The following is a 25,605-nucleotide window of genomic DNA, read 5'->3' on the forward strand; positions in this document are numbered from 1 at the left end:
GGCACATCTTTACAGAACTGCCAAAAGCACAAACGCTCACCGACATCGAACAATTGCTGCCTTGGGCTGTCGATACCATCTATATTAACGGACTGAAGCAACTGGGGTAGATGGGGTTAATCAGTCGTTAACGTTTAAAGTCACGACCGACAGCAATCACAATGAAGCCATTTCGCCCAATCGATTTAATGACTACCGTCAGCAGGTAATCCAAACTCTCAATCCAAATCTCAGTGCCGATAGGCCATTCAGCATCCGCAACCAATTTGCTGACCAGTGGCATGATCTGCACAACCCCGGCCAAACCAGGTCCCCAATGAAAGTGAAGTTCCAGACTTTCCGACAAGATTTTCCTCCAAATCTAGAAGCCATCAAAATTCAGCAGGTCTTGCTCTACTTCGTCCGAGCTAATCAGAAAACCTTTGAGTTACCCATCACCGAACTGAGATTTACTGAAGAGGGCAACCAGGGGACTGTCGGCGGTAGCGTCACTCCTATCGATGGCATCATCAGTACCCGCGGAGGCAATGGAAGAAGCTGGACGGCGATGATCGGTAAATCTCCATCTGGTGAATGGGAACTGACTCTGCCGGATACTGAAGAAATGAAAAACCGGTTCAAGAACGAGGAGATCGAAGATATTTTGCTGGTGATTACCTATTCCGGCCGAACACCAGAATTCAGCATAAACGTCAGCAAATGAGCATACAACCGACGGTCGTTACTATTAGCTCACTGGCTTCTTTTGGCCCAGGCTGTGTAAAAACGCGAAAATAAAATTGAAAAACTAGAATTTCTCCCACTTTTTTGGTTATTTCATATGTTTGTGGAATAAGTTTTTCCACCCGGATATAAAATGAGTGCGCTAACTTAACTTATTTTTTCCACTGCTCTTTGGATTTTTACGTTTTTACACAGCCTGAGCCGATAGCAGCCAACTTCAAATCCCCCAAAATAACGTCGATTTCGGTTCATTCATCTGAGCGGTTTGGTGTTCAGCGTTCTTAGAATCATCGACATGCACGCCGAACGGAGTTTGGAGATGTCAAGAATTGAGTGCTTACTAAAGCTCAAAATTTCTTATCCAAACGATTCTGCAATTGCTCGGTATAACCCTGCGCGGCTTTGCGGATGAATTGGGATTGGCTTTGGAAATTACGGCAGCCGGAACACATCATGACATGCAAGCCGATCGCCAGACGTTGACTCAAGCCGAGTTTTTTATCCAAGCCCTTTGACATCAAGGCGGTAATGTCGCGGCAACTACGCATGACGATGCTCCTTTTTTGCTTTTGATGGATTGAACCAGCGAATTTCCAGGCACTCCCGCAGTCGCAAGCGGGCTCTATGCATGGTGACCCAGTAATTGGCGTCGCTGATGCCCGTTTCCCGGCAGACTTCTTCCGTTTCCAGCCCGACCAGTTCCCGCAGCATGAACACCTGGGCCATCTTGGCGGGCAGATTATTGTGGCAGGTTTCGTAAATGGCCCAGAACTCCTGTTGCTTGAGCGCCGCTTCAGGGTCATGCCAGGTCGAGGGGCCGCCGTTCCAATGGCCATTGTTCATAAAAAACGCGTCCTCATCGGTTTCGTCCTCGTCGTTAGCGATTTGATCGAATTCGGCGGTGACGACTTCGCGCGCACTGCGCCGCCAGTGGTCGGCAATCTTATGTTTCAGAATGCCGATCAGCCAGGTACGCAAACCGGCCTTGCCTTGGAAATTCGCAGACGATTGCCAAGCGGCCAATAATGTTTCCTGCACCGCATCGTCGGCCAGTTCGTTATCCTTCAATTGCAGCAAGGCGTAACGAAACAATACCGGCCTATGTTCGGCCAGCAGGACTTCGTTCAAATGATCGGGTGGGTTCATCTCTGCGCTCAGCAGCATGCGTTAATCTCCTTGGTCGGACCGACTACAGGCTGAGTCGCTTGGAGAGTGTCATACCTTACAAAAATAATCGGCTATTTAAAACATCATGATGGCGACGCATGTACCGAGCAACCTCGTTGGGATTTCTACAGGGATATCAAGATAGTTTACAACCCCAAATCACTTAATCCGGCATGGTCGTCGGGTCGGCGCCCCAACGTCCAGTGGAACAAACGCTGTTCCGCCTTGATCGGCAAATCGTTGATGCTGGCAAAACGGCGCTGCATTAAACCTTGCGGGTTGAATTCCCAGTTCTCGTTGCCGTAACTGCGGAACCACTGGCCGGAATCGTCGCGCCATTCGTAGGCAAAGCGCACGGCAATGCGGTTGTCGGTGAACGCCCACAATTCCTTGATCAAGCGGTAATCCAGTTCCCTGGCCCATTTGCGTTGCAAAAATTCGCGGACTTGTTCGCGGCCCTTAGGGAACTCGGCGCGGTTGCGCCAAAGGGTGTCTTCGGTATAGACCAAGGCGACGCGGTCCGGATCGCGCGAGTTCCAGGCGTCTTCGGCCATGCGTACTTTTTGCGCCGCAGTTTCGGCGGTAAAGGGTGGGACGGGGGCTTTGATTTCTTGGGTCATGCTATTTCTCCGTGATGAACGATTGGTTGATTTAAGCTTGCCACATGCCCGGCATGGCCACATAACCGGGCAATACGCGAATGCGTTGGAACCAGGCGATGATGTTGGGGTAGGCGGCTATGTCCAAACCGCCTTCCGGTGCCAGCGCCAAATAGGGATAGACGGCAATGTCGGCGATGGATACCGAGTCGCCGACCAGCCAATCCTGGCGTTGCAGATGGCGGTCGACAATACCGAGCACCTTGTCGGCGGTTTGCCGGGCCGCTGCCGTATCGATAGGACTACCGAATTTGTGGTGTACCCGCAATTTGGCAGGGCCGTGGAAGATTTCATTGGCGGCGGTCGATAGCCAGGCGGCGATCTGCGCGAGCTGATAGACATCGTCCGGCCACCATTTTTCGCCACCATAGCGTTTGGCCAGATACACCAAAATGGCCTGGCTGTCGCGAATTATCAGACCGTCGTCATCCAGCACCGGCACCTGGCCGAACGGGTTGCGTTGCAAATGGACGGGGCCGCGTTGCTCGCCGCCGTGCAAATCCACCGGTTGAGTTCGATAGGACAAGCCCAGCAAACTGAGCAATAAGCGGACTCTGTGGCAATTGCCGGAAAGCGCCATGTCGTACAGGATGATCATGTTGGACTCCTTAGGTTAAATGAAACTTTCGAATTGCACCCGGTCATCGGCAATGCCGAGCCGGCGGGCGGTTTGGCGTACGCTATCGATCAAGCGGGTTGGGCCGCAGACGTAAATGACGCTATCGGCCGTTGCCTTACCCAGCAAACCCGGAACATCCAATCGGGTCTGGGTTTGCGCTTGGCTGAAATAAAACCGGCATCGATCGGGAAACTGCCGCTGCAAGTCTTTGACAAAAGCCATGTCCTGCGGTGCTCGGCCGGTGTAATGCAGTTGAAAGGCCGAGCCCCGTGCGGCCAGCGCTTCGGCCATGGCTTTGACGGGGGTGATGCCGATGCCGCCTGCGATGAACAGCGCCGGACGCTCGTCTTCGTGCAGCGGAAAATGGTTTTCCGGCGCATCGACGTTGAGGCGGGTGCCTATCTGCCAGCCGTCGTGCAATGCCAATGACCCGCCTTCGCCGTCCTCCATTCGCAGCACCGCGATGTGGTAGCAATCCGGATTGTTCGGTGCATCGGTCAGCGAATAGGCCCGACTGGTGATCGTGCCGTCGGGCAGCGCGATCGGCACGCGCAGATGTGCCCCAGCCAGGTAAGCCGGCAGCGGCTCGCCGTCGGCATGGCGAAATTCGTAGGCGCGAATGCGCGGCGTCAGTTGGCGAATTCCGTTGATGATCAAGGGCAATGCGCCGTTTCCTAGAGCGGCCGCTACATGCGTTGCGCCTGCCACCGGTTGTTGCTGACGAGCCCGAGCCAATAGCGCTTCGACTTCGCTTTGGCTATAGCGCGGCGTGATATATTTCGGGCAATTCCAGTCGAAAGCTTCGACCCGAATCACGATGCCGCGCTCGACCGGGGCGCGAAAGTCGGGCAACGCCAGTTTAGCCAGCCATTCCGGTTCACTACGTTCGTCCACTACCCGCGCCCGGCCCCAGATTTTCAAGCGTTGCCGTCCCGGATAATCCATCAACAGCAAGCTGATCCGGTCGTCGCCGCGTAAATTGCCGACCGACAGGTATTGGCGGTTGCCGCTGAAATCGGCATATCCGATGGTTTGTTCGTCCAACACTTTCAAGAATCCCGCCGGCCCGCCGCGATGCTGCACATAGGGCCAACCGGATTGGCTGACGGTAGCTTGATAAAAACTGTCGCGTTCGGCGATAAATGCCTGTTCGAAGTCGCTCAGCAGCGCCGTTTCGGCTTCGCCGATCTCCGTTGGCCGATATGCGGCGCGGCTACCCATTTCGGTTTGTACCGCTTTCACGTCGGGGGTAAAACTGATTTTGGCAAATGCACGGGCCATGACTCTACTCCTGCTTGGATTTGAAACCTTGGCGCTTGCTGTGATGCAGGCGCCGACCGCGTTGAATCAGCATACCGGCTGTTATTCAACGCTAAAATCCGGGCGCAAGTCCGCGCGCTTGGACTTGCGCCGGATACCTTGCTAGGCGGCCTGTTTTAGCGCCACTTTCGGAAAGTCGATATCAACCCGGCTGGCTTTGCCCAATATATTGGTCAGCAGGTTCATGCCGACGTGAGTGATCACCTCGACGATGTCTGCTTCGTTGAAGCCTGCATCGCGCATGGATTGCAACTCGACATTGGTGACCTCGCCCTTGTGCTCGACCAGAGCGCGGGCGAATTTGACCGCCACCGCCGCCTTGGCGTCATGGCTGGTACCGGCGCGGTTAGCCTCGATTTCCGCCCCGTTCAAACCGGTTTTGCGGCCGATGGCGGTATGGGCGGACAGACAGTATTCGCATTGGTTTTGCTCTGCTAGCGCAAGCGCGATACGTTCGCGGGTGCTAGCATCCAACGAACCGTGATTGGCGATGTGATGCAAGCCGAGAAAGGCTTTTAAAGCGTCCGGCGAGTGGGCGAATACGCGTAGAAAGTTGGGTACCATGCCCAATTGCGCCTGAATGGCTTCAAACAGGGCGCGTTGTTCGATATTGGCGGTTTGGTTGCTGACAGAAGTAATACGGCTCATGATAGTTCTCCAAAAAAATGAAAGAGGTTTTCGTACGCCTGAATGAAATTCAACAGGCGGGTACAGTGTGATCTATTGCGAAAAAATAAAGAATACAAAAAATAATCAATTAACTATTCCGATAAGTGGAATTAAAAATGGACAGATTACATTTGATGAGCGTGTATGTGGCAGTCGTCGAAGCCGAAGGCTTTGCCGGCGGCGCGCGCAAATTACACATGTCGCCGCCGGCCGTGACGCGGGCGGTGGCGGCGTTGGAAGAACGCTTGGGCGTTAAGTTGCTGAACCGCACCACCCGCTATGTGCGCATGACCGAGGCCGGTCAGAAGTATTACGAGGATGCCAAACGTATCATTGCCTTGGCCGACGAAGCCGACGATGCGGCGCTGGGCATCAACGCCGAACCGCGCGGCCAACTCACGGTGACCGCCTCGGTATTGTTTGGGCGTTTGTTCATCATGCCGGGCATCGTCGAGTATTTACATCGCTATCCGGCGGTGGAAGTCAATGCGCTGTTCGTCGATCGGGTGGTCAACATGCTGGAGGAAGGCGTGGATGTGGCGATCCGCATCGCCGATTTGCCGGATTCGTCGTACCGGGCGCTACGAATCGGCTCGGTTCGAAGGGTACTGTGCGCCTCGCCGGATTATCTGACCGAACACGGCATCCCGCAAACGCCGGACGATTTACTAAAGCATCGAATCATCTTCGCGCGAGGTCTGAACCCGAACAACGAAATGCGCTTTCAATACGACGGACAGGCACAGACGGTCAAATTGCAACCGATATTGAGCGTCAGCGACAACGACTCGGCGGCCGGCGCCGCCATGGCCGGACTGGGCATCACCCGCCTGCTGAACTATCAAATCGCCGAACCGTTACGAACCGGCAAACTCAAGATATTGCTCGGCGAATTCGAAAGCCCGCCGGTTCCCGTACATATTCTGCATCGGGAGGGCCGCCACTCGTCGGCGAAAATTCGTTCGTTCGTCGATTTGATGGCTACCCGTTTACGGGCCGAGTTGTCGCTGAATTAAACAACTGAATCTCTGCCGGGCTAAACATGGGGGATAAAGTTATTAACGTACGAGGGATGATCACTCTAGTTGGCTCGATCATTCGCTAAATCGGCTTTAATGCGACGCTGGGCTTGTAGCCAGAGTTTCTGAGTTTTATCGACGGTGGCAATGCCGCCAGGACTAATTAACCATTTGCAAAATTTCCAGAATGTCAGCTTTGGCAAAATCTTGAGACATTCAACTCGACGCAGCTCCCCGGCTGAGTCCGGACTGCGGTTGCTTCATCGGTAATACGGCTTTGTCCGACTTCTCATCTGCGTACATATTTATCGTTCAGTTTCTACCTTAATAAACCGGCTCGACATGCCTATCGAGCACAGATGAGATCTCCCAGGTTCCGTACAAAGGACTTCTCCACATGCTTGAGGCCTAAGACTGCGCGAGGTTTGGACTCATCTAGCCAAAGCGCATGAGCTAATATTGCCTTCTCCTCAACTGCACGGGATCGGCAGCTCGAAGTTCGACCCATTTCGCAGCTCAATACCCAGCCTATGGTCTCGCCTGTGAACGCTTCACGTTTACCCTCGCGAGTAACCGCGCATCACTCGGGGCCGAGACGGTGGACTAGACCTTATCTCGTAGAGGGCTTTCACCTCCTATCCTTTGCCAGCTTATCCTGGCGCGCACAACTTAGGGTCGATCGCGACAATTTGCCTCTTCCAAAAACCGTCATCCGCTACCGGCGCAACTATATAAGAATCGGTAGCCGGCAATCGATCGTAGCAGTCTGGTTTCTCGCGGAATATCATCGTTCGTCCGCACTCCGCGCGGCTGCCGGTTTGGCACGGGCGCCTTGAGCGCTGTTCATGAATACGATAGAGCCGATGATGATAGCCGATGCGCTCAGGATGCGCGGCGTCAGCGGTTCTTGCGCGAACCAGTTGCCTAGAAACACCGCCACCAGCGGATTGACGTAGGCGTAGGTTGCCACCAGCGGGATCGGTGCGTTCCGCAGCAACCACGCGTAAGACGCGAAACCGATCATCGAGCCGCACACGATCAAATACGCCAACGCCAGCCAGGAGTCCGCCGATACCTGGGCAAGGCTGAACATAGGCCAGTCTTCGCCGAGGCTGCTGACCAGCAATAACGCCAATCCGCCGGCCAACATTTCCGCGCCGGTGGTCATCAGCGCCGACTTCGGCAAATCCGCGCTCTTGCTGTAAATTGAACCCACCGCCCAAAGTAAACCGGCCAGCAAAAGCGCCGCCACGCCGGCCATGTTTAACGGCATGCCGTCCGAATAGGCCGTCGGTCCGACCAGCAGGTAAATTCCCATGAAGCCTATGACCAGACCGGCCAGTACGCGCAGCGTCGGTTTGACGCCGTTGGGCCTGAGCGCGTCGGCGATCACCAAAAACATCGGCACCGCGCCGATGATCAGCGCGGCGGTGCCGGACGGAACGCTTTGTTCGGCCCAACACACTAAGCCGTTGCCGCCCAGCAATAACAGCGTACCGACGATCGCAGCCGAACGCCACTGCCGCAGGGTCGGCGCAGCGTCGCCGGCCAAACGCCGCCAGGCCAGCAAAACCACGCCGGAAACGACAAACCGCAAGCCGGCCGACAAAAACGGCGGCAGCGTCTCGACGACGAAGCGTATCATCAGATAGGTCGATCCCCACACCAGATAAACCGCCAACAACGCGGCCCAAACCTTCGCCTTCACGCTTCGAACGCCTGTATGATCTCGGTTTCCGCTTGCCCCGACGCCATCCACTCTCTCACGGCCGGATGACTCAGCACGGTGTCGACGTAAGCCCGGGCTACCGGCCCCGCTTCCAGTCGGTAGCTATGAAAACGTAACGCAACCGGCGCGTACATCGCGTCGAGAATGCCGAAGCGGCCTAACAACCAGGGGCCGTCGGCGGCTTGGGTTTCCCGGCATTCGCGCCAGATTTGGCCTATCCGCTCGACTTCTTTATGAACCGCGTCGGGCAATATCTTGGCGGCAGGTTGGCGGCGGCAATTCATGCCGCAATGGCTGCGCAGATTGGCAAAGCCGGCGTGCATTTCCGCCGCCAGGGAACGCGCTTTGGCGCGCTCTGCCGGCGATACCGGCCAGCCCCGGGTTTCCGGAAAGCGCTCGGCCAGATACTCCAGGATAGCCAGAGAATCCCAAACCGTCAGATCGCCGTCCAACAGCACCGGCACCTTGCCCGCAGGCGAAAATTCGGCGATGCGGGCAGAGGTATCGTCGCGGTACAACGGAATCCGCACTTCCTCGAAGGCAATGCCGTGGTGTTTCAGGAACAACCAGGGACGCAACGACCAGGACGAATAATTTTTGTTGCCGATGATTAAGGTAAGTGCCATGGGATATCCTATCGGTTGGAAAAGCGGGTAAAAGATTATAAAAACGCGAATCAGGGTTCGCGCGCCGCAATATCCGGCGTCAAACCGGACCGGAGCGTGCACAATAAGCGCGTACTCCGTCGTAGTCAATCGCGGCCGGGGCGAGGTAATCGAGCGTCGATGACCGGCCTCATACATACCAGCGCCACGAGCCATTCTAAGGGCTCAGCCCGGATCGAATGCCGGTAAAAATAGGGCCGGGTTTTACCGCCTCGCCGTTCCGGCGGGACTATGCGATTGTTCGCGCGCTGATTATCGCTGTCTTTGGCGCCGAGCCGCTCTTTCGCAGCCAAAGCATGGCGTTTGACCGGTTTGTTTTTTCGCCGCCAGACCAGCGTGCGGTGATAGCAACCGAGACGGCGTAACCTAGCTTGTTCCAGCCTAACCGCCACTGGAAATCAGTTCCCATAAATGCGCGGCAACCAAAGCCCGCCACGGCGCAAAGCTTTCCAACCATTGCCGAGCTTGGTTTTCATCCATCGCCGTAGCGCGGTTCAATAACACTTGCATGCCGCGACGAACGGCGGCATCGCCGTGCAGCGAACCGTCCAGCCAGCCATAACCGCGTAATAGCGCATAATTGACGGTCCAGGGACCTATGCCGCGAATCGTCATTAATTGTTGACGGATTTGTTCTATCGGCGGCTCTTTTTGAGAGTTATTCAATTCTAATTCGCCGGATACCACCATCCGGCTGACCGTCAGCAAAGTTTGCGCTTTGCTTTGCGAAAATCCGGCCTGGCGCAAGTCGCCTATGCTTAAAGCCGTTACATGCCGCGCATCCGGGTAGCAATACAAGCCGCTGGAATGTTGTAACCCGACCAATCGAATAAATTTACGCCTTATCGAAATGGCGGCGGAAACGCTGATTTGCTGACCTATGATCGCCCAACTTAAGGCTTCGAATGCGGTCGGCACAACCGGTACCCGCAAGCCGGACTGCTTGTTGATCAAGCTCCCTAGCTGCGGATGTTGAGCAACACTTTTCTCAAAAATATCAATGGGCTGATTTAATCCAAGCATTCGAGCTGCCAGTGCGGATAATTCGTCAACCTCCAATAAAGCCGGCGTATGATCGATGCTCAGTTCAATGTTGGCGCACAGGGGCGACAAACGAAGCGTCAAACAGGCCGTCGAACCGTGCCATACGATGCCCTTACGTAACCGGTTAGCTTCCACTGTTTCGGCGACGGCCAAGGCATCGCGGACATGGAAAGACAAAATATCCGTCATCCGATAATTTGTAGGTAGCGGCAGTGTGCAAGACAAGACGCCGGCACTCATGCTTGACTCTCCCGCCGCAACAGCTCCGCTTTGCGCTCCACCCCCCAGCGGTAACCCGACAATCCGCCGTCCGAGCGAACGACCCGGTGGCAGGGAATCGCTACGGCCAAGGTATTGGCCGCGCAAGCGCCGGCCACCGCGCGTACCGCTTTCGGTGCGCCTATGCGTTGTGCAATATCGGCGTAACTGACTTTCCCGCCGGCCGGGATTTGCCGCAACGCTTGCCAAACCCGCTGTTGAAATGCGGTACCGCGAATGTCCAGCGGCAAATCCAGGCCGATGGCCGGCGCTTCGACAAATCCGACCACTTTTGCAACCCATTGCTCGAACTCATTATCGCCGCCGATCAGTTCGGCCTGAGGAAAACGGTCTTGCAACTCCCGAGCCAAGCAGTCCGGATCGTCGCCCAAGGCAATGGCACAAATTCCGATTTCGCTGGCCGCCACCAGAATAGAACCCAGCGAACATTCACCCAGAGCAAAACGAATTCGGCTATTGGCCCCGCCTGCGCGATAGTCGGACGGCGTCATACCTAGCAACTGCGGCGATTGTTCATAAAAACGGCTGCTGGCGTTATAACCGGCGTCAAAGAGAGCGGCGGTTACCGACTGACTTTTTGCCAGTTGATTCCGGATTCGACTGCTGCGCAGGGATGCCGCATAGGCCTTTGGCGTCAAACCGGTAATCGCCTTAAAAATTCTATGAAAATGAAAGGGGCTAAGCTCTGCAACGGCGGCCAACTCGGCGAGTGTCGGTTCGGTTTCCGCCGTTTCCAGCAAGCGGCAGATTTCGGTCACTTTACCGGCATACCGTTCACGCAGCGACGGTTGGTCCGGTTGGCAGCGCCGGCAGGGCCGAAAGCCGGCCGCTTCGGCTTCGTCGCGGTCGAGATGGAACTGTACGTTTTCCGGTTTGGCGGTGCGAGCTGGACAAGACGGCCGGCAGTAAACGCCGGTGGTTTTGACCGAATAGAAGAAACTGCCGTCGGCTGCCGGGTCGCGGGCCAGCACGGCTTGCCAGCGCGGATCGTTCTCTATCGGCAACGCGTCTGCTTTAGTCGGGTTCGGCATGTGGTCTCCGCATTTCGTTCATTCACGCCGTTAATTTACCCGAATCGCAGCGCTGCATCACCCCGAGTCTTGCTTTCAAATTCAAATTCGTTTTCTATCAAAACAACTGCAACATTGTTACTTCTCTGTCTAAGAAGTACATCATCCTTGGACTGTTCTGTACTGGCGCGATCATAACGGAATGGCTGGCCGGTTCGGGCTGGCATACGCAAACCTACGGCTTTTGCAAGAGTCTTCGTTCATCCCCTTTGCCCGGCAGATTGGTGTATCGAAACAGCTTGCCGCTCGGGGAAAGCACTTTGATTCAAGGGGCCGCCCTCTATCGGCGCTGACGACCGGAAACAAATGATATTACTTTTTAAAATAATCGTGATACTATTTTGCGGCAGTCATGCTGTCAAAACGCCTAAGCGCGCTGAACGGCAACGCCGATAAGACTGCCGTCTGACAACACCAATCACTGTTAATTCATCGGAGGATAAACCATGAACAACAACGACGGACCTAATTTGAACGCCGCAGCAACCGGCCGGCGCCAACCGACCCGGCAGACGGAAGCCCGTATTAGGTCCGTCAACGTCAGCCGGGTTACCAACGTGATTTTTAAAGGCAAAACCGTACCGACCGGCATCTTCAAACGCCCGGTAGAAGGCTTGGTTCATATCGGTGTTGCCGGTGCGGCAGACGACGAACAAGCCGATTTGCGTTGCCACGGCGGGCCCCACAAAGCGGTGTATATCTACGGACTGCCCGGATATGCGCATTGGGAAACTTATTTGGGAAGGAAACTGGCCCCGGGTAGCTTTGGCGAAAATCTGACGGTCGACAGTTTGACGGAAGACGACGTCCGGATCGGCGACCTTTTGATCTGCGGAAAATTGGTGATACAAATCAGCGAACCGCGCATCTCCTGTTTTAAGTTAGCCATGACGCTCAACGAAGACCCCGGGTTTTCGAAGATTTTTCTGGAAGACGGCCGGGTCGGGTTTTATGCGCGGGTTCTGCAAGAAGGCAGCGTAATGGCCGGCGATTGTGCGATACACGAACCGGTTGCCGTACCCTCGCCGACGATACGCGAGTTCGTTCGCGCTTGCTACGATCCGAACGCAAGCTTGGCGGATCTGAAGTTTGCCCGAAATGCGACAGGTTTGTCGCCCGAGTGGCGCGCGCTACTCGACAAGCGTGCTTCCTCGCTGATGCTGGCCCGCCAAGGTCTGGCGTGGCCGGGTTTCAAACGCTTCACCGTTGCCCAGCGCGAAACGGAGGCGGCGGGCATCGTTTCTTTGTATTTGGTGCCGGAAGACGGTTCGGCATTGCCGGGTTACCTGCCGGGGCAACACGTGGCGGTGTGTGCCGACCTCCCCGGGTCCGGCAAACTGACCAGAACCTATTCGCTGTCCTCCGGCCAGGCGTTTGCCAACGCTTTCCGGATCACAGTCAAACGCATGCCGCTCGCAGACGGGCAAAATGAAAGCGCGTCGCTATCGCACTTTTTACACGACTCGATCAAGGTCGGCGACCTAGTGCAGGTCAAGGCGCCCGGCGGTCGTTTCTTTATCGACGAAACCGACGACTCGCCGCGCGTGTTGTTGGCCGGCGGTGTCGGTATCACGCCGCTGTATGCCATGTTCGAACAAGCCGCCGCTGCGCATTGCGCGACCACGCTGGTTTACGCCGTCCGCGACGAAAGCGAGCGCTGCTTCCGGCCGGCGATTGAAGCGCTTTGCAACCAACACAGCCATCTGAAGGCCGTCTTTCTAGCCGAAAGCGGGATCGAAACGTCGTTGCCGGGGAATACTCGGCCGGGCCGCATAGATGACGACCTGCTAGCGGAATTGGATACCGACACGGCCAATTTTTTCCTGTGCGGACCTTTGGGGTTTCCGGACCAGGTCGAAGCCATGCTGCAACAAGCCGGCGTTTCGGAAAGCCGGATTCGCGTCGAAGCCTTCGCGGCACGGTCAGCTAACGCCATACGGTTTACCCCGGCAGCGACAGGCGCCGAGCATACGGTCACCTTCGAAAAGTCCGGTTTTTCGGTGCAATGGACGGCCGAACAAGGGACGCTACTCGATCTTGCCGAGGCCTGCGGTCTGCGCCCGCCGTTTGCGTGCAGGGCCGGCACCTGCCAGTCCTGCGCGACCACGCTGGTATCGGGTTCCGTGGATTATCTGGAGTTGGTCGATCCGCCTTCGCCGCAACAAACCTTTATTTGCTGCACGATACCGGTTTCCGACCTGGTGTTGGATCTCTAAATCTTCGGTTTGACCAATTTAACGCCGCGTCAGGTTCCGCTGGGCTCCGAAAAAGGATGCAATTGCGGGATCAGCGCGGCGACGAGTTCCAGCCGCCCCCACAGCACGCCGCGGAGCGTGATCATCGCGTCGGCGATTTCCTGTATTTTCGCCGGCGGCCCCTGCACCAGAATCACCTCCAGGGTTCGCTCGCCGTCAAGCAATACGTGCAGCGATGAAATCACCTCGGCGATATTTTGCCGCTGCAAGTCCGACAATTTTTGCTGCACGCCGGTCGCCAGGTTATCGTAAAACAGCGTGATGGTGCCGACCATCACCCGGTCGCCGACTTCGTTACGGTGTTCGACCAGCGACCGGCGCAGGATTTTGGCGATGGCTTGCGAGCGGTTGGCAAAGCCGCGTTCGTTGACCATGGCGTCGAGTTCCGTCAACAAATCTTCCGGCAGCGTCATGCTGATCCGGCTCGCCAAGCGTTTTGCACCGTTCTTCGGTTCCAATGCCTTAGAATCACGTTTAGTCATTTTTCAAGTCCAGATAGTATTGTCGTCAGGTAACCGGCTAAAACACAATTGTCCGTTGGTTAACCTAATGCAATCAACCGCTTTAACCGCAAACCTTGACCCGACAGATTCCCGGAACAACAACGCTCTCCGCTGGCGCGGCGTTTTGCCGGTTCGAATAACCGTGCCCGACAGGCGGCATGCCGGATCGCGGCGTCGCGGGCGGCTTGCGGCGTAAAACCCGAGCTCTATCGCCGCGCAGGGCGATGGATTTGCCGGACAGGGTCGCGGCGCATGGTTAGGCTGAACGGATCGTCAGGTTTGCAATCGCGCCAAATGGCGCAAGCTCATGCTCGGCGGCGCGCCGAAAGTCTTGCGGAAATCGTGGCTGAAGTGGGCGGAATCGGTAAAGCCGGCGGCGTGGGCGGCGGCCGTAAAATTGTCGCCGCAAACGATGCGGGTCAGCGCTTGGCGCATCCGGCTCCAGGCCCGGTAACGCCGAAACGGCACGCCGACTTGCCGGGTAAACAGGTGCTGAAAGCGCGACGGCGACAAGCCTGCCTGCGCCGCCAAATCAGTTAGCGGTGTCAAGTCGTCGCCAAGGATTTGCAGTTTTTCGACGATACGCCGCACACGCGGATCGATAGCGAATGCGGGCGTTCGGCGGGTTGAATAGCCGAGCAAATCCCGTAGCGCGTCGGCGGACCAACCGGCTTTGTAACGGTCTTCATACAGATCGCGCATGAAGGCGATTTCACCGCCGCAACCGACCAAGGCACCGTGCTCGGCCCGGCTGTTGTTGATCAGCGGCAGAAAAGCGTCGACGCCGGCGACAGTCGGTTCGATGTACAGCACGGTAATAGGCTCGCCGCCGACCTCCAATTCATGCACGACACCGGCCGGAATAACCGCCGTCCTGCACCATTGCCAATCCCCGCCTTGCAAACGCAATCTGAATTTGCCGTACAAACCCGCCAAAAACACCGGCGCACCGTGCTGGTGTTTTTGGCAATGAAATAAGGGGCCGCTGAAAAAGGTGCGTCCGTCGCGAATATCCCATAGCGCATCAAATTTTTCGGATTGCTCAGCACGTTTATACAAGCGGGCCGGTCGGGTCATGGTTTATGTTCCTGTTTGCGGAGGTTGCGGTTCGCTCACTGTAACGGATGGCGATACCGCCTGTAAATGACCGAACTTTATCCGCCCCCTATAACAACACGTCAGGAGGATCAGCGATGAGCGATTTTTATAGCGAACAACACCGACAGTTACAGGATCAACACCAGACCCGGCCCCTCGCCGACCGGCTGGAACAAATCATCGTCGAAACGCAAATTTCCGAACAGCACCGGGCCTTTATCGAAAGCCGCGACTTTTTCTTTCTGAGCACGGTGGATCATCGCGGCTATCCCACTTGTTCATACAAAGGCGGCAACCCCGGCCTGCTCCGCGTCGTAGACCCGCAGACCTTGTGCTTTCCGAATTACGACGGGAACGGCATGTTTTTGTCCCTGGGCAACATCCGACAGCATTGCAAGATCGGCATGCTGTTCATCGATTTCGAAACGCCTCACCGGCTGCGCCTCCACGGCTACGCCGTTATCCAGCCCGACGACCCGCTGCTGGCCGAATATCCGGGCGCCGGCATGATCGTTAGAGTTACAGTTAGCGAAATATTCGTCAACTGCCCGCGTTACATTCACCGCATGCAGCGCATAGAAACGTCGAAATACGTGCCGCAGGCCGACACCGAAACACCGACGCCGCAATGGAAACGCATCGATGCAATCCAGGACGTGCTGCCGCCTTGCGATGCGGGATTGGCTGAAAAGCAGGGCGGCACCATTACGCCTGAGCAATATGGCGCCATGGTGATGGACGGCAACGGCTGATCCCCAAAAAATCGGTCGGAACGCGTAAAATCCTCTCGTGCCGAGCGTATCGAGGCATCAGCGGATTTTTCGCTCCGCCCATTTGGCGAGCATTTTCTCGGCGCTGAAGGCATTTACGCGCCTTCTGCCGTTTGGTCAAAATTATCGATCGGCAACCATTACCGGAAAAATCCGCGATGGATCGCCGAACATCGTCCTTGCCATCCGGCCATGGAACGGGCGCCTGCGGCGCGGATTCATCCGGCTGCAGGTATGAGAGGACTATCGCTCCTCACTTTCCGGCGCCACAACGGCCCGTCACCTGCCGGCCGGTAGATTGAGCCGCCAGCACCAGTATTTTCCCGAACGTCCGCAAGCCTACCACCTCCTGCAGCGCCAGCCCGCTCCGATCGAACAGCCGCCGCCATTCGCCCAGTGTCCGTTCCCGGCCGCGGGTGTTGACGAACATCTGCATGTCGAACGCGGCCGAGGCAATGTCGGCGCGGTTGTCCGGCATCAGCATGTCCATCACGGCGATGGCGGCCCCGCTACCTGCACAGGCTTGCGCGACGTTGCGCAGCACGGTGACGCAGGTGTCGTCGTCGAAGCCGTGCAGCACCGCGCTCAACAGGTAGATGTCCTTGCCGCTTTGCGCCTTGGGCACGGATTGCAGCAGGTCGCAGGCTTCGAAGCCCATGTGCTGCAGCGCGGCATCCTCGCCCCGCTCTTTCCAGAACTGCGCCGTGCCTTGGATGATCTGTTTGCGGTCGGCCACCAGCGCCGTTAGATGCGGATGGCGTTTGAGGATGGCGAGCGATTTTGCGCCCTTGGAACCGCCGACGTCGATGATGCGCTCGAAGCGCGACCAATCGAAATCGGTGACAAAGCTGTCGCCGGTCAAGGCTTCCACGCTATCCATCGCCTGCGCGAACAACTGGTCGAATTCCGGGTTAGCGTCCAGGTAATCGTAAAACGCCTGCCCGTGCGCCGATTCGAACGGCACGCCGCCGCTGCGTACGCCCTGCTCCAATGGCTCGAACCACGGCCTGCTCATTTCCGGCGAATTGTGCATCAACACCATGGCCCGAACGCTGTCGGGATGGTCCGGGCACAGACAAGACGAAAGCTTGTTGTTGCGGAAACGACGCGACGAGACTTCCTCGAACACGCCCATCGCCGCCAGCATGCGCAGCAGACGGTACAGCGCATCGGCGTCGGCGGCGACGCGTTCGGCCAGGGTTTCGACGCTCGCTTCGCCGCCGGCGAGTGCGCCGGCGACGTCCAGCCGCGCGGCAACATACAGCGCCCGCGATTGCCAAAAGGCCGAACCGATCCGGATCAGGCGGAACGGCGCCGGCACCAGTCTGTTGGGCAGGTTTTGCAGCCAGGCGCCGAATCCGGCAAGTTTGGCGAAGCGGCGCACCGCGCCGGCGTTCTTTTGCAATGTCATGTCACGCCTCCGCTTGCGCGGCGGCCATGCCCGCCGCCAGCAGTTTGCCGTTGAAAACGGCGAGTTAGTTGAGGAAAGCCTCGTCCATCTGTTTCAATGAACGCATAACGGCGGTATCTTGTGCTTCCAAGGCTGAGCCTTTTCCAGTTGGGCCGCCAACTGGAATAACAGGCGATCGCGACCTTTGGCCGCCATAAATTGCGCACCATGCGGCAAGCCGTCTCCACCCCAATACAGAGGAACCGACATGGCCGACTGCCCCGTCATATTGGCGATCGGCGTAAACGGTGTCTGGCATACCGCTTTGTCGACGATAAAATCCAGAAAACGATTGGAAAACAGCTTCTTAACCAATCCGGTCACCAGGAATCCATGCATCAAGCATTTTTCCAACACCTTGAGATCAAGCGCATCCGATGGCAGGGGCGGCGTGGCGACTGTCGGCGTCAAAATCAAATCATAGTGCTGATGAAATTCCGCAAGTTTATCGGCAGCCCGCTTCCAAACAGCCAATGCCTGTTCTAAGTGTTCGTCGTTGATGCCTTTGCCTAAATTTGCCATGAAGCGGGTATTCAACTCGATGGACAGCCCGGGTTCGGCCACGTCCAACCATTGCGCCATGTTGTCGACATCCCGCATGGTGTAGTAAAAAATCACGGTCAGAAAGGCGCGCATCAACTCGCCCCCATCAACATTCCAGGTAGATTCTTCCACGACATGGCCCAACGATTCACACAGATTTGCGGCCGTTCTTGCGGCAGCGAGACATTCGCCATGTACCGGCGTGTCGGTTGGCGCACGGCTGATCAGGGCGATTTTTAACGGTTTCGGCGGCTGCGTGGCGGCATACAGATAAGACTGTGGCGGTGGATCAATCACGGAATGACGGCTATTGGTGTTACCTGACACCCAATCCAAATAGGCAGCGCTATCGCGCACACTGACGGTACATACATGACTGACCACTGCCCCGCCCCAAGCTTTCGACAAATCTTCGAATCGGTTCAGGCCACGGGACGGTTTGAAACCGAAGATGCCGCAATAGGAAGCTGGAAGTCGAATCGAACCGCCGCCGTCGCTGGCGTAGGCCATCGGCACGATACGGGCGGCTACCGCTGCGGCACTTCCACCGCTAGAACCGCCTGAATTACGTGTCAAGTCCCAAGGGTTGAGGGTTTTACCGAAGACAGCGTTATTAACTAATGACGACGCGCCAAGTTCGGAGGTATTGGTCTTGCCGAAAGTGATCAGGCCGGAGGTATTGAGTCCGGCAGCCATGTCGCTATCGACGGCGGGGTGGTAATCTTTCATCGCCGCGCTGCCATTGGACATCGGGACACCTGCGAAGCGCAGCATTAGGTCTTTGACCAAAAACGGTACACCGGTAAACGGCCCGCGACCATCCAAATGTTCGAGCAGCGATTCCGCCAGAGTATCCATCGGCGTAACCACGGCATTGAGCTTAGGATTGAACGAGGCCAATCGCGTTCTGGCAGCCGTCAACAACTCACCTGCAGATACATCGCCCTTTCGTACCAGTTGCGCCAAGTCCAGCGCATCGTAATCAGCGTAGTTGATCATGATTGACAAGCCCCTGCATCAAAAGATAAGCGCGGCTCGGTATTCAATGCATACCGCACCGATCCACATAGGCGGCGGCCTTTAAATTCATTCATATTACGTCACCAATAATCAAGACCATAAGCCGCAATCCGTAAGTCGCAATCCGTAAGGCGTCAATAGGCGTAGCCGTATTGCGCCGCATGTTGGCCTTCAAGCATTCGGCGCATTTCGATAGCCGCGACGATGTGATGCCTCATAGCCCCGACCTCCTCCGTATTACGCTTAAAGTACAACATCAACCCGCTTAACGGCCATTCTTGTCTTGGCCGGCCTCGGCCACCAAGTTTGCCATGGCCGGCTGGCCGGATGCGCGCAACGCTTCGATCACGCTGCTTCGGTTTTCCGGCGGCTGATTTTGGCTGACTTTCCACTTGCCTTGCAGCCGCGTCACGCTGATTTCGATGCCGATAATCTGTGTGATCAAGCGTTCGGTAAAATCGGCAGGCGCGTCCGCTACCGACCAGGGTTCGGGAAATTCGGCCTCGAACTCATCCGTCATGGCCTCCAATTGCCGGCGAATCCAGACCGGATCGTCGATAATCCGCAACGTCCCGTAAGCATGCACGGCGGCGTAGTTCCAGGTCGGCACCACCCTGCCGGTTTGCTGTTTGGTCGCATACCAGGACGGCGAGATGTAGGCGTTTTCCGCTTGGAACACCGCCAATACTTCGGTTTGTGGATCGAAATCGCTCCACATCGGATTCGAGCGGGCGATGTGACCACGCAAGCTGCCGTAAGGCGAATCGCCCTCCTCCACCCGATGCAGCGGAATATGGCTTGCGTTCAAACCGTCGGCGGACAAGGTAACTAATGTTGCCAGCGGATAATCGCGTATCAATGTCTGCATGACATCGATTCCGTGTTGTTCGAAGTGCTTGGGAATATACATTTTGGCCGTTACCGTTGGGTGTGGGGAAATTGATATTTCATAGTTGGGGGTAAGGCGTCGCCGCAAGAGGTATCAATCGCGGATCAGTATCCTGACCTTAGGATATCGTCCAAAATAACTTCCCGATATCGCAATAGTCACTGGAGACGTACCGAGTCAGGATGTCGGCAGTAAGGACGCTGCCGTCAAGCCCCCCTGAAAGGGTTCACGGCGTTCCTCATTCGGTACGCCCCAGGGTTCGCACCGGCAAAACGGGAAGTTGTTTTTAGCGAAATCCTTATTGGATCAGGCATTCAATCTCATGACATAGCTATGAAGCGATTCCCCTACGACTTTAAAACCAAGCCTTTCATAGAAACGCTTGGCTTCCATGTTAATTTTAAACACTTCTAAACTGACGGTTTTCGATTGTTCCTGACCGGAAGTAATAAGCCGCAACAGCAAGTGTGTCCCTATGCCGTTTCTTTGATGGTTGCGATGAATTGCCAACATCCGTAGGAATATATGATCCTTATTATTGTCGATGTGGGCGTATCCAACCAGTTGCTTCCCTTCGTAAACTAACGTTATTCCCTCTGGATTAAAATGTGCGGCGAAATCGTTAGTTTGCCAATCTTCATTCCAGCCCCATATTTCAGCAATATAATCGTGCATGATTTGGCGATACAATTCGAAAATCGCTTCCCGGTCCATTGCCGTCGCTTTTCTGTAGCTGTAGGTCATAGCGGATGCGTTATCCATTTCCGGTAGTATTAATTGCCGTTCGTCACTGCAGCTAAATCCGAACGGTGCCGAGATGATTGGCGTGTTGCCGGTAGACAATCCCAAAAGCCGCTATCCTGGTTGACCGGCGCTGAACCGATCAACTGATTACAGGTAATTGTGAAATGACCATGGCAATAATCTCCGCTGAGTGTTCAGGTGAATGGTTTGATTTCCGCTTTTTCAAACCAGCCTGGCAAGCAGGTCTACATAAGCCTCCTCGATGAGCTGATGATCGGAGATACCCAGCTTTTCCAGCAATTCATGCGCAATTACCCTGCCTGTGTCGTCAAGCTCGTTTTCCGTCAGCGCGACTTCCAATTCCAGAAAGTCTCCCAGCCCCTCCACTTTGTCCAAATGCAGCCGGGTCCGTCCCACCATGAATAGTGTGCGGAGCTTTCGCACCCGGCCACCTTCGCCATACGCCAGGGCCAGCGTTTGCCGGAGCGTGTCGGGCGATGCCGTTGGCGAAATGACATAAAAGGATGCTTTGGGGCCGGCGCTATCCGGACGCTGATAGAAAATCAGTTGGCCGTCATGGCCGGAGAAAGCACGAAGCTTCAGCCGTCCGTTAGGGCAAGGGAAAAAAGTATCGTCCTGGAATATTTCGATTGGACCTTCATCCGCAATAAGCGCCGCCAGCGGCAACATGGCTTCTACGCTTTCGATTCGGGCTTTGATTTCGATATTTCTTGCCATAATGGCGCATCACCTCATATTTGAATTTACCAGCCTACGCAAATTTTCGGCATATCCCGGGAAAAAATTTGTTGCCGCTAGCGCTCAGGTTTCGTCCATCGCCAGGTCTCGTGTCACTCGCGGCACCGCGGAATGGATGGAGAAGATTTGTGGTTGCGAAAATTAGAATGCTGTTCAAGCCATCCGGCTGTTAACCGTTAAGCGAGATCCGAATAGATTAATGCACAAACCGGAAAGAACCGGAATGGCGGCATCTATTTTCCATAGCGTCATCGGCTCGCCCAACACCAACGAAGAGGCGGTCACCCCGAATAAGGGCACTAACAAAGTGAAAGGTGCTACGGTCGCCGCCGGATAACGGCTTAACAGCCAGCCTCACGCCACATAGCCCAATAGGGTCGCCGGATAAACCGCATAAGCAATTGCACCGACCGCGGGCCGAAATTATATCCGCGATGCTCTGCAAGCTCCAGAGGTCGTTTGCCGAAATCCACGACGGCATGATGACTGAGTATTAGCAGCGTCAATAAGATGAGTGGGAAGATCCGTTGCGTCATGTCCGCCGCCTAAATTTACTTCTGCGCCGCATAAAGATCGATGAAATCCTGCCATTTCAGTTCGCCGATAACATTCTGCGCGTCATCGAGTATTTCATATAAAACGCCGTCGCCACCTCGGATGCTGAACAGCACAATGACGTCCTCCTCGCCGCCACCTTCCCGATGAGGTTCGTCGCTGGCCGGGCTGGACGTGTATTGGCCGGCCGGCCTGATTTCCTTGAGTCTGCCGTCCGCATGATACAAGCGATGTTCGCCCTGAATGACAAAAGTTTTATTTAAGACTTTGTGCCTGTGTAAGACAATTTGCCGGTTAGCGGCAAATTTAAACAAGACATCGATAATTTGGCGTTGCTCGTCAATATCCAGTATCGAATAGTGTAAATAATCGAAACCTGCCAGGGTTTGCCATCGGATATGGCTATCATTGAAAAGAAAGTGGCTCATGGGTCATCCTCGTCTTGAAGGGAATAACAAAACATTGCTGCGCTGATCGAAATACCGTTCAGATGACCCTAGCTTATGCAATGCTGTACCGGCCGTAAACCGAAATTTGCCCGCCAAACTCGGGCAATTTGCCCGCGTATCCTGAGACGGCCTTTGCGTTGCCGCTTTTGAAATAGGGCTTCATCCGCTTTTTGCCAGGATATGAGTCGGTATGCCATCGATGCTGATTTGGTTTTTGTCTTCCCAATAGGCTTTTATGCCCTGCTCGCCGGTCTTGACGGCCCAATCGGACAGCAACTCCCGCTCGCCGGTATATGAAAGATACGGCACGGCCATGCCGCAGGAGGTCTGAACCAAATCGACATTGACATCGAAAATTTGCCGGGCACCGGGCAAGGCTTCGAAATGCGCAAACAACGCCAGCCACTCCGGGTCGCCTGAGTGGATGACCTTGGCCGTGCCGTAAAGCCGCAAAATCAACGGTTTCCCCTCGAACGCACAAAACATCACGGTCATGCGCGGATCGATTTGCACATGGGCCGAGGTTTCGTTGCCGCTGCCTGTCACGTTTAGCCAAATCACACGGGTCGGACTCAGCACCCTGAGCGAATCCATGCCTTTCGGCGAAATATTAACCCGGCTGTCGGCTGTCGCCGTCCCAACAAAAAACAGCTTTTGTTCTGCAATAAAACGGATATGTTTCTCGGATAGTTCGTTGAAGCGCTGGCCCATGGGTATCTCTAGATTGTCGTTTACGGATTTTATGTCCTGTTCGCGGTAGGCGTTTTCCTGTTACGTTTTTTACTCTGAGCTCGCAATGCCGCATCATACGAGCGCCGCGCCCAGACAGCAGCCTGTTCGCGCTCTTCCATACATTCCGCCGGCGCCTGGTAATACGAAATTCTGGCGACCTTGCCGTTCTTGAAGTATTCGAACCGGCCCAGGCCTTGTTCGTCGAAATAATGGGCATTTTCGGCATCGGCTTTCAAATACAGCGTGTCGTCCGCCACCAGAGCAAACATCAAACCATCGCGATAGATACCGTAGCCGCCGAACATCTTGCGTATGCTAACGGGGCCGAACAGCTCGAAAACTTCCGGTAGATAGCTTATCAGTTCACTCATCGCAACCTCAAAAAAATGCATGTCCGCACCGTCCCGCCACTTTATAAAACCAGTTTTAACTTACAGCCGCTGGTAACGGCAGAGCCCGAGCGACGTTAATCGCTTATCGGTTTGAAAACAATACCCTCGCTGTGGCCGGGGTTGCCTATTTGATTCATGCATTCGCAGCCAGCGAAAGCCGGCGACCGAATGTCAAAACTTGAGTACTATTATTCAACGAAGCACTGCGCGGAAGCCAGCCAAAATATTACTTAACCGGCTAAAGTCATGTGTTGAGTACGCCAAGCGGGTAACCGTGTTGGCTATTGCCTGGGGACCGGCTTTTGTCCGCCATAGGCCAGAGCCTCTCGGATATAGCGCTCGTAGTCGTCCTGGTAATCGAGCGGGATGATGACCCATTCCCTGAACCGCTTCCCGGTAAAATTGAATTCCATTCCAACGCCTTCGTCGATCAGCTCGCTTACCCGCTCGGGCGAGACCTTGACGATCAGGCCGTCGCCCTTATCGAACCACATGGCGATGAACGCGCCGTTGTAGCGCAGGCATGGCGACCCCATCATCGTCGAACCTTCGACGCCGGGCTCTTTAAGCAATTGCCGCACCGCTTGGTCGTAACTCGTCACTGCCGCTCCTCGATCTTACACATAATGTATCCGAGCAAGCTCGGAACGTTATCCAAATTACGCGACCCCATCAGCCTGCCGGTCAATCCGTAGCGTCTGAGTTCGGCGAGTCCGAGCGGACTCTCCGTATCGATGGGGATGGAAAGCGCAGGCCGTAGCGCCATAAACGATTTCACCGCTTTGCCGGGTTCGGTTTCGCCTTTCAGGAAGCGGCGAACCTGCGGCGCGACCGCAACGCCGTCAATGCCGACGGCAATCACGTCGCAGAGGAAAGCAATCTGCTTATACGGTGCAGCCAAATAGATCAGCACCGCATCGCCGGCCTTCACCTTGGTGTGCATCGGCCACCAGGCCTGCTGTTCGGCCATGGCGCCGAGCACGTCGTAGTACTTGATGTTGGCGGGATAGAGCCAGTGCGTCATCGGCATTGACCGAACTCGGCGCGGAACTCCTCGGCATCGTAATAGATGCGGATGTTCTGAATCTTGCCGTTCTTCACTTGGTAGATTTCGGCAAGACCGAAGCGGATCTCTCTGCCGCTCGGCGCCGCCACGGTCAGAACGCCCTCCAGCAGGGCGAGGTCCCCCTGACCGAAGGCGGAAACCGGTTCGTAACCCCGAACCCTGGGAAAGAAGTCGTTGTTCAGCGCGATAAAGTTGTCCTTGCCGCGAACCAAGCCGGCAGCCGGCCCGGTGAAACTGATGTCGTCGGCGACAAAGCCGGTCCAGCGGCTGTCGCCGGCTGCGAGCCATTGTTGGAATTGTTGGACGGTCGGTAAGGCATTCGGTAATGTCATTGCAGTCTCCTTGGTTGAATAGACATTACTTAGACAAATGAGCCGTCGATTTCGGACGAACCTCCAGCACATTGCGTTTTTTGCCTTCTTCCACCCACGCTTCGCGATTTTCCAGCATGAAGCTATTCAGTAGTGTATTCGGACTATTGAGCGGATCGACGGCGCGGGCCAGTTCCAAGCGCAGGTCGAGCAGGTATTCGCGATCCGGCGAGTCCCCCTGTCTGACCATGGCGATTTTGTTGGCTTCCGCCTGTGCATCCTGTTCGGGGTTCAGAATGCCTTTAAGCGTCGTGCACTGATCGCAGGACCCGAGCTTGGAGACAAACGAGCAGCGATGGTCGAAGATGCGGATCATATTCTTGCGCGCATCGGCAACGGCGTGTTTAACCTTGCCCTCGCTCAGGCCGGTGATAGCCATGATTTCGCCGACCTTGAATTCGTAAATTTCCTTGAGCAACAGGCAAACCTGTTGTTCGACCGGCAGCGTCTTGTTGATACAGTTCAGGCAGTAGGCGATGTGTTCGCGGATTTCGTAGTTGCGATCGGGCGTGGCGTCGAACACGGCGCGGAATGCCGCCCAGTGCTCGGCCGAATGGATATGCAGCATGGCGCCGTAATCCTGGCTATCCTCCTCCCAGCGCTGCTGCTTGCTCAACAGGTTCCTCGACAGATTGAGGGCGATTGAAAATACCCAGGTCTTGAATGACGACTCGCCCCTGAATGAATCTATATTCTCCAACACACGAATATAGGTTTCCTGAACGATATCCTCCGCATCCTGGCGCCGGGGTAGCAACCGGAACACGAACGAAAGCAGTTCGCTCCTGAGCGCAAGAAATGAATCAATGGCTTCAGCATTATTCATAATCAAACTTGTATTTCTGTGGAAGATCCAAGAATCATCGCCATTTTGTTAATACTCTCATTGGGGGGTATTGCTATGGCCATGAATTTAACTTTTGTAGTAACTACTCGCGCGCCCTAGCGGTAGCATCGCCCGCCAAGGCTATTTGAATAGCGATGAGTGGATTATATCCCCGGTTGGCCATGGTTTGCAGATGGCTGGAGATTCGACAGTAGGCATG

At 55.6% G+C, this 25,605-nt stretch carries 31 protein-coding genes; 5 read left to right on the top strand and 26 right to left on the bottom strand.

Annotated elements, in window-relative coordinates:
* Positions 1-127 precede the first annotated feature (127 nt).
* Positions 128-283 carry a hypothetical protein gene (locus tag ACW73I_RS20575; RefSeq protein ID WP_458031379.1) on the bottom strand — a complete coding sequence of 52 codons (156 nt, stop codon included), beginning with the start codon at positions 281-283 and terminating at the stop codon, positions 128-130.
* Positions 284-316: 33 nt separating this feature from the next.
* Here ACW73I_RS20575 and ACW73I_RS20580 point away from each other — a divergent pair, with 33 nt between their 5' ends.
* Complete coding sequence (locus tag ACW73I_RS20580; RefSeq protein WP_458031380.1) at positions 317-703, top strand: hypothetical protein; 387 nt, start codon at positions 317-319, stop codon at positions 701-703.
* A gap of 367 nt (positions 704-1,070) precedes the next feature.
* On the opposite strand, the gene ACW73I_RS20585 is transcribed toward ACW73I_RS20580, so the two are convergent.
* The 6 genes from ACW73I_RS20585 to ACW73I_RS20610 all read right to left on the bottom strand — a co-directional run bounded on the left by ACW73I_RS20585 (position 1,071) and on the right by ACW73I_RS20610 (position 5,136).
* Positions 1,071-1,271, bottom strand: a complete 201-nt coding sequence (locus ACW73I_RS20585; RefSeq protein WP_458031381.1) for a zf-HC2 domain-containing protein — start codon at positions 1,269-1,271, stop codon at positions 1,071-1,073.
* Positions 1,264-1,887, bottom strand: a complete 624-nt coding sequence (locus ACW73I_RS20590) for a sigma-70 family RNA polymerase sigma factor (RefSeq protein WP_458031382.1) — start codon at positions 1,885-1,887, stop codon at positions 1,264-1,266. The genes ACW73I_RS20585 and ACW73I_RS20590 overlap by 8 nt, the downstream gene beginning before the upstream one ends.
* 149 nt (positions 1,888-2,036) lie before the next feature.
* On the bottom strand, positions 2,037-2,510 hold the full coding sequence (locus ACW73I_RS20595; RefSeq protein ID WP_458031383.1) for a nuclear transport factor 2 family protein: 474 nt from the start codon (positions 2,508-2,510) through the stop codon (positions 2,037-2,039).
* Positions 2,511-2,541: 31 nt separating this feature from the next.
* Entirely contained in the window at positions 2,542-3,147 is a 606-nt protein-coding gene (locus ACW73I_RS20600; protein ID WP_458031384.1) for a glutathione S-transferase family protein, read from the bottom strand.
* Between the two features lie 15 nt (positions 3,148-3,162).
* The gene (locus tag ACW73I_RS20605) at positions 3,163-4,449 is read right to left on the bottom strand and encodes a pyridoxamine 5'-phosphate oxidase family protein (protein ID WP_458031385.1); all 1,287 of its coding nucleotides are present in this window, start codon (positions 4,447-4,449) and stop codon (positions 3,163-3,165) included.
* A gap of 141 nt (positions 4,450-4,590) precedes the next feature.
* Positions 4,591-5,136, bottom strand: coding sequence for a carboxymuconolactone decarboxylase family protein (locus tag ACW73I_RS20610; protein ID WP_458031386.1), 546 nt, complete (start codon positions 5,134-5,136; stop codon positions 4,591-4,593).
* Positions 5,137-5,273: 137 nt separating this feature from the next.
* Here ACW73I_RS20610 and ACW73I_RS20615 point away from each other — a divergent pair, with 137 nt between their 5' ends.
* Positions 5,274-6,173: a LysR family transcriptional regulator gene (locus ACW73I_RS20615; protein WP_458031387.1), complete on the top strand. Its 900-nt coding sequence runs from the start codon at positions 5,274-5,276 to the stop codon at positions 6,171-6,173.
* Positions 6,174-6,960: 787 nt separating this feature from the next.
* Here ACW73I_RS20615 and ACW73I_RS20620 read toward each other — a convergent pair.
* Together ACW73I_RS20620 and ACW73I_RS20625 are read right to left on the bottom strand one after the other, a co-directional pair.
* Positions 6,961-7,884: an EamA family transporter gene (locus tag ACW73I_RS20620; protein ID WP_458031388.1), complete on the bottom strand. Its 924-nt coding sequence runs from the start codon at positions 7,882-7,884 to the stop codon at positions 6,961-6,963.
* The gene (locus ACW73I_RS20625) at positions 7,881-8,531 is read right to left on the bottom strand and encodes a glutathione S-transferase family protein (protein ID WP_458031389.1); all 651 of its coding nucleotides are present in this window, start codon (positions 8,529-8,531) and stop codon (positions 7,881-7,883) included. Before ACW73I_RS20625 ends, ACW73I_RS20620 begins: the two co-directional genes overlap by 4 nt.
* 218 nt (positions 8,532-8,749) lie before the next feature.
* Here ACW73I_RS20625 and ACW73I_RS20630 point away from each other — a divergent pair, with 218 nt between their 5' ends.
* Positions 8,750-8,935, top strand: coding sequence for a hypothetical protein (locus tag ACW73I_RS20630; RefSeq protein WP_458031390.1), 186 nt, complete (start codon positions 8,750-8,752; stop codon positions 8,933-8,935).
* 16 nt (positions 8,936-8,951) lie between these two features.
* On the opposite strand, the gene ACW73I_RS20635 is transcribed toward ACW73I_RS20630, so the two are convergent.
* Together ACW73I_RS20635 and ada are read right to left on the bottom strand one after the other, a co-directional pair.
* Positions 8,952-9,854: a DNA-3-methyladenine glycosylase family protein gene (locus tag ACW73I_RS20635; protein ID WP_458031391.1), complete on the bottom strand. Its 903-nt coding sequence runs from the start codon at positions 9,852-9,854 to the stop codon at positions 8,952-8,954.
* Positions 9,851-10,924, bottom strand: a complete 1,074-nt coding sequence (ada, locus tag ACW73I_RS20640) for a bifunctional DNA-binding transcriptional regulator/O6-methylguanine-DNA methyltransferase Ada (protein ID WP_458031392.1) — start codon at positions 10,922-10,924, stop codon at positions 9,851-9,853. Before ada ends, ACW73I_RS20635 begins: the two co-directional genes overlap by 4 nt.
* A gap of 485 nt (positions 10,925-11,409) precedes the next feature.
* On the opposite strand from ada, the gene ACW73I_RS20645 reads away from it, so the two are divergent.
* Positions 11,410-13,179 (top strand): MOSC domain-containing protein, encoded by a 1,770-nt coding sequence (locus ACW73I_RS20645; RefSeq protein ID WP_458031393.1) that lies wholly within the window; start codon positions 11,410-11,412, stop codon positions 13,177-13,179.
* A 29-nt stretch (positions 13,180-13,208) separates the two neighbouring features.
* Here the strand turns inward: ACW73I_RS20645 and nikR are convergent, their stop codons facing one another.
* Together nikR and ACW73I_RS20655 are read right to left on the bottom strand one after the other, a co-directional pair.
* Positions 13,209-13,700 carry a nickel-responsive transcriptional regulator NikR gene (gene nikR, locus ACW73I_RS20650; RefSeq protein ID WP_458031394.1) on the bottom strand — a complete coding sequence of 164 codons (492 nt, stop codon included), beginning with the start codon at positions 13,698-13,700 and terminating at the stop codon, positions 13,209-13,211.
* A 294-nt stretch (positions 13,701-13,994) separates the two neighbouring features.
* Entirely contained in the window at positions 13,995-14,798 is an 804-nt protein-coding gene (locus ACW73I_RS20655) for a helix-turn-helix domain-containing protein (RefSeq protein WP_458031395.1), read from the bottom strand.
* A gap of 116 nt (positions 14,799-14,914) precedes the next feature.
* On the opposite strand from ACW73I_RS20655, the gene ACW73I_RS20660 reads away from it, so the two are divergent.
* A complete protein-coding gene (locus ACW73I_RS20660; RefSeq protein ID WP_458031396.1) occupies positions 14,915-15,571 on the top strand; it encodes a pyridoxamine 5'-phosphate oxidase family protein in 657 nt (218 codons plus the stop codon).
* Positions 15,572-15,842: 271 nt separating this feature from the next.
* Here ACW73I_RS20660 and ACW73I_RS20665 read toward each other — a convergent pair whose 3' ends face one another.
* The 13 genes from ACW73I_RS20665 to ACW73I_RS20725 all read right to left on the bottom strand — a co-directional run bounded on the left by ACW73I_RS20665 (position 15,843) and on the right by ACW73I_RS20725 (position 25,385).
* A complete protein-coding gene (locus tag ACW73I_RS20665) occupies positions 15,843-17,000 on the bottom strand; it encodes a methyltransferase (RefSeq protein ID WP_458031397.1) in 1,158 nt (385 codons plus the stop codon).
* Positions 17,001-17,093: 93 nt separating this feature from the next.
* On the bottom strand, positions 17,094-18,581 hold the full coding sequence (locus ACW73I_RS20670) for an amidase (protein WP_458031398.1): 1,488 nt from the start codon (positions 18,579-18,581) through the stop codon (positions 17,094-17,096).
* Between the two features lie 286 nt (positions 18,582-18,867).
* Positions 18,868-19,512, bottom strand: a complete 645-nt coding sequence (locus ACW73I_RS20675) for an FMN-binding negative transcriptional regulator (protein WP_458031399.1) — start codon at positions 19,510-19,512, stop codon at positions 18,868-18,870.
* A 285-nt stretch (positions 19,513-19,797) separates the two neighbouring features.
* Positions 19,798-20,235, bottom strand: coding sequence for an N-acetyltransferase family protein (locus ACW73I_RS20680; RefSeq protein WP_458031400.1), 438 nt, complete (start codon positions 20,233-20,235; stop codon positions 19,798-19,800).
* Positions 20,236-20,457: 222 nt separating this feature from the next.
* Positions 20,458-20,973: a class IV adenylate cyclase gene (locus ACW73I_RS20685; protein WP_458031401.1), complete on the bottom strand. Its 516-nt coding sequence runs from the start codon at positions 20,971-20,973 to the stop codon at positions 20,458-20,460.
* A gap of 174 nt (positions 20,974-21,147) precedes the next feature.
* The gene (locus ACW73I_RS20690; protein ID WP_458031409.1) at positions 21,148-21,294 is read right to left on the bottom strand and encodes a hypothetical protein; all 147 of its coding nucleotides are present in this window, start codon (positions 21,292-21,294) and stop codon (positions 21,148-21,150) included.
* Between the two features lie 251 nt (positions 21,295-21,545).
* Positions 21,546-21,977, bottom strand: coding sequence for a regulator (locus ACW73I_RS20695; RefSeq protein ID WP_458031402.1), 432 nt, complete (start codon positions 21,975-21,977; stop codon positions 21,546-21,548).
* A 180-nt stretch (positions 21,978-22,157) separates the two neighbouring features.
* Entirely contained in the window at positions 22,158-22,709 is a 552-nt protein-coding gene (locus tag ACW73I_RS20700) for a pyridoxamine 5'-phosphate oxidase family protein (protein WP_458031403.1), read from the bottom strand.
* Between the two features lie 29 nt (positions 22,710-22,738).
* On the bottom strand, positions 22,739-23,101 hold the full coding sequence (locus ACW73I_RS20705) for a TfoX/Sxy family protein (RefSeq protein WP_458031404.1): 363 nt from the start codon (positions 23,099-23,101) through the stop codon (positions 22,739-22,741).
* 302 nt (positions 23,102-23,403) lie between these two features.
* Positions 23,404-23,724 (bottom strand): hypothetical protein, encoded by a 321-nt coding sequence (locus ACW73I_RS20710; RefSeq protein ID WP_458031405.1) that lies wholly within the window; start codon positions 23,722-23,724, stop codon positions 23,404-23,406.
* The gene (locus tag ACW73I_RS20715) at positions 23,721-24,152 is read right to left on the bottom strand and encodes a hypothetical protein (protein ID WP_458031406.1); all 432 of its coding nucleotides are present in this window, start codon (positions 24,150-24,152) and stop codon (positions 23,721-23,723) included. The genes ACW73I_RS20710 and ACW73I_RS20715 overlap by 4 nt, the downstream gene beginning before the upstream one ends.
* Positions 24,143-24,520 (bottom strand): nuclear transport factor 2 family protein, encoded by a 378-nt coding sequence (locus tag ACW73I_RS20720; RefSeq protein ID WP_458031407.1) that lies wholly within the window; start codon positions 24,518-24,520, stop codon positions 24,143-24,145. Before ACW73I_RS20720 ends, ACW73I_RS20715 begins: the two co-directional genes overlap by 10 nt.
* Before the next feature lie 25 nt (positions 24,521-24,545).
* Complete coding sequence (locus ACW73I_RS20725) at positions 24,546-25,385, bottom strand: RNA polymerase sigma factor (protein WP_458031408.1); 840 nt, start codon at positions 25,383-25,385, stop codon at positions 24,546-24,548.
* Between the last annotated feature and the right edge of the window lie 220 nt (positions 25,386-25,605).

It is taken from the genome of Methylomonas sp. MgM2, assembly GCF_054172045.1.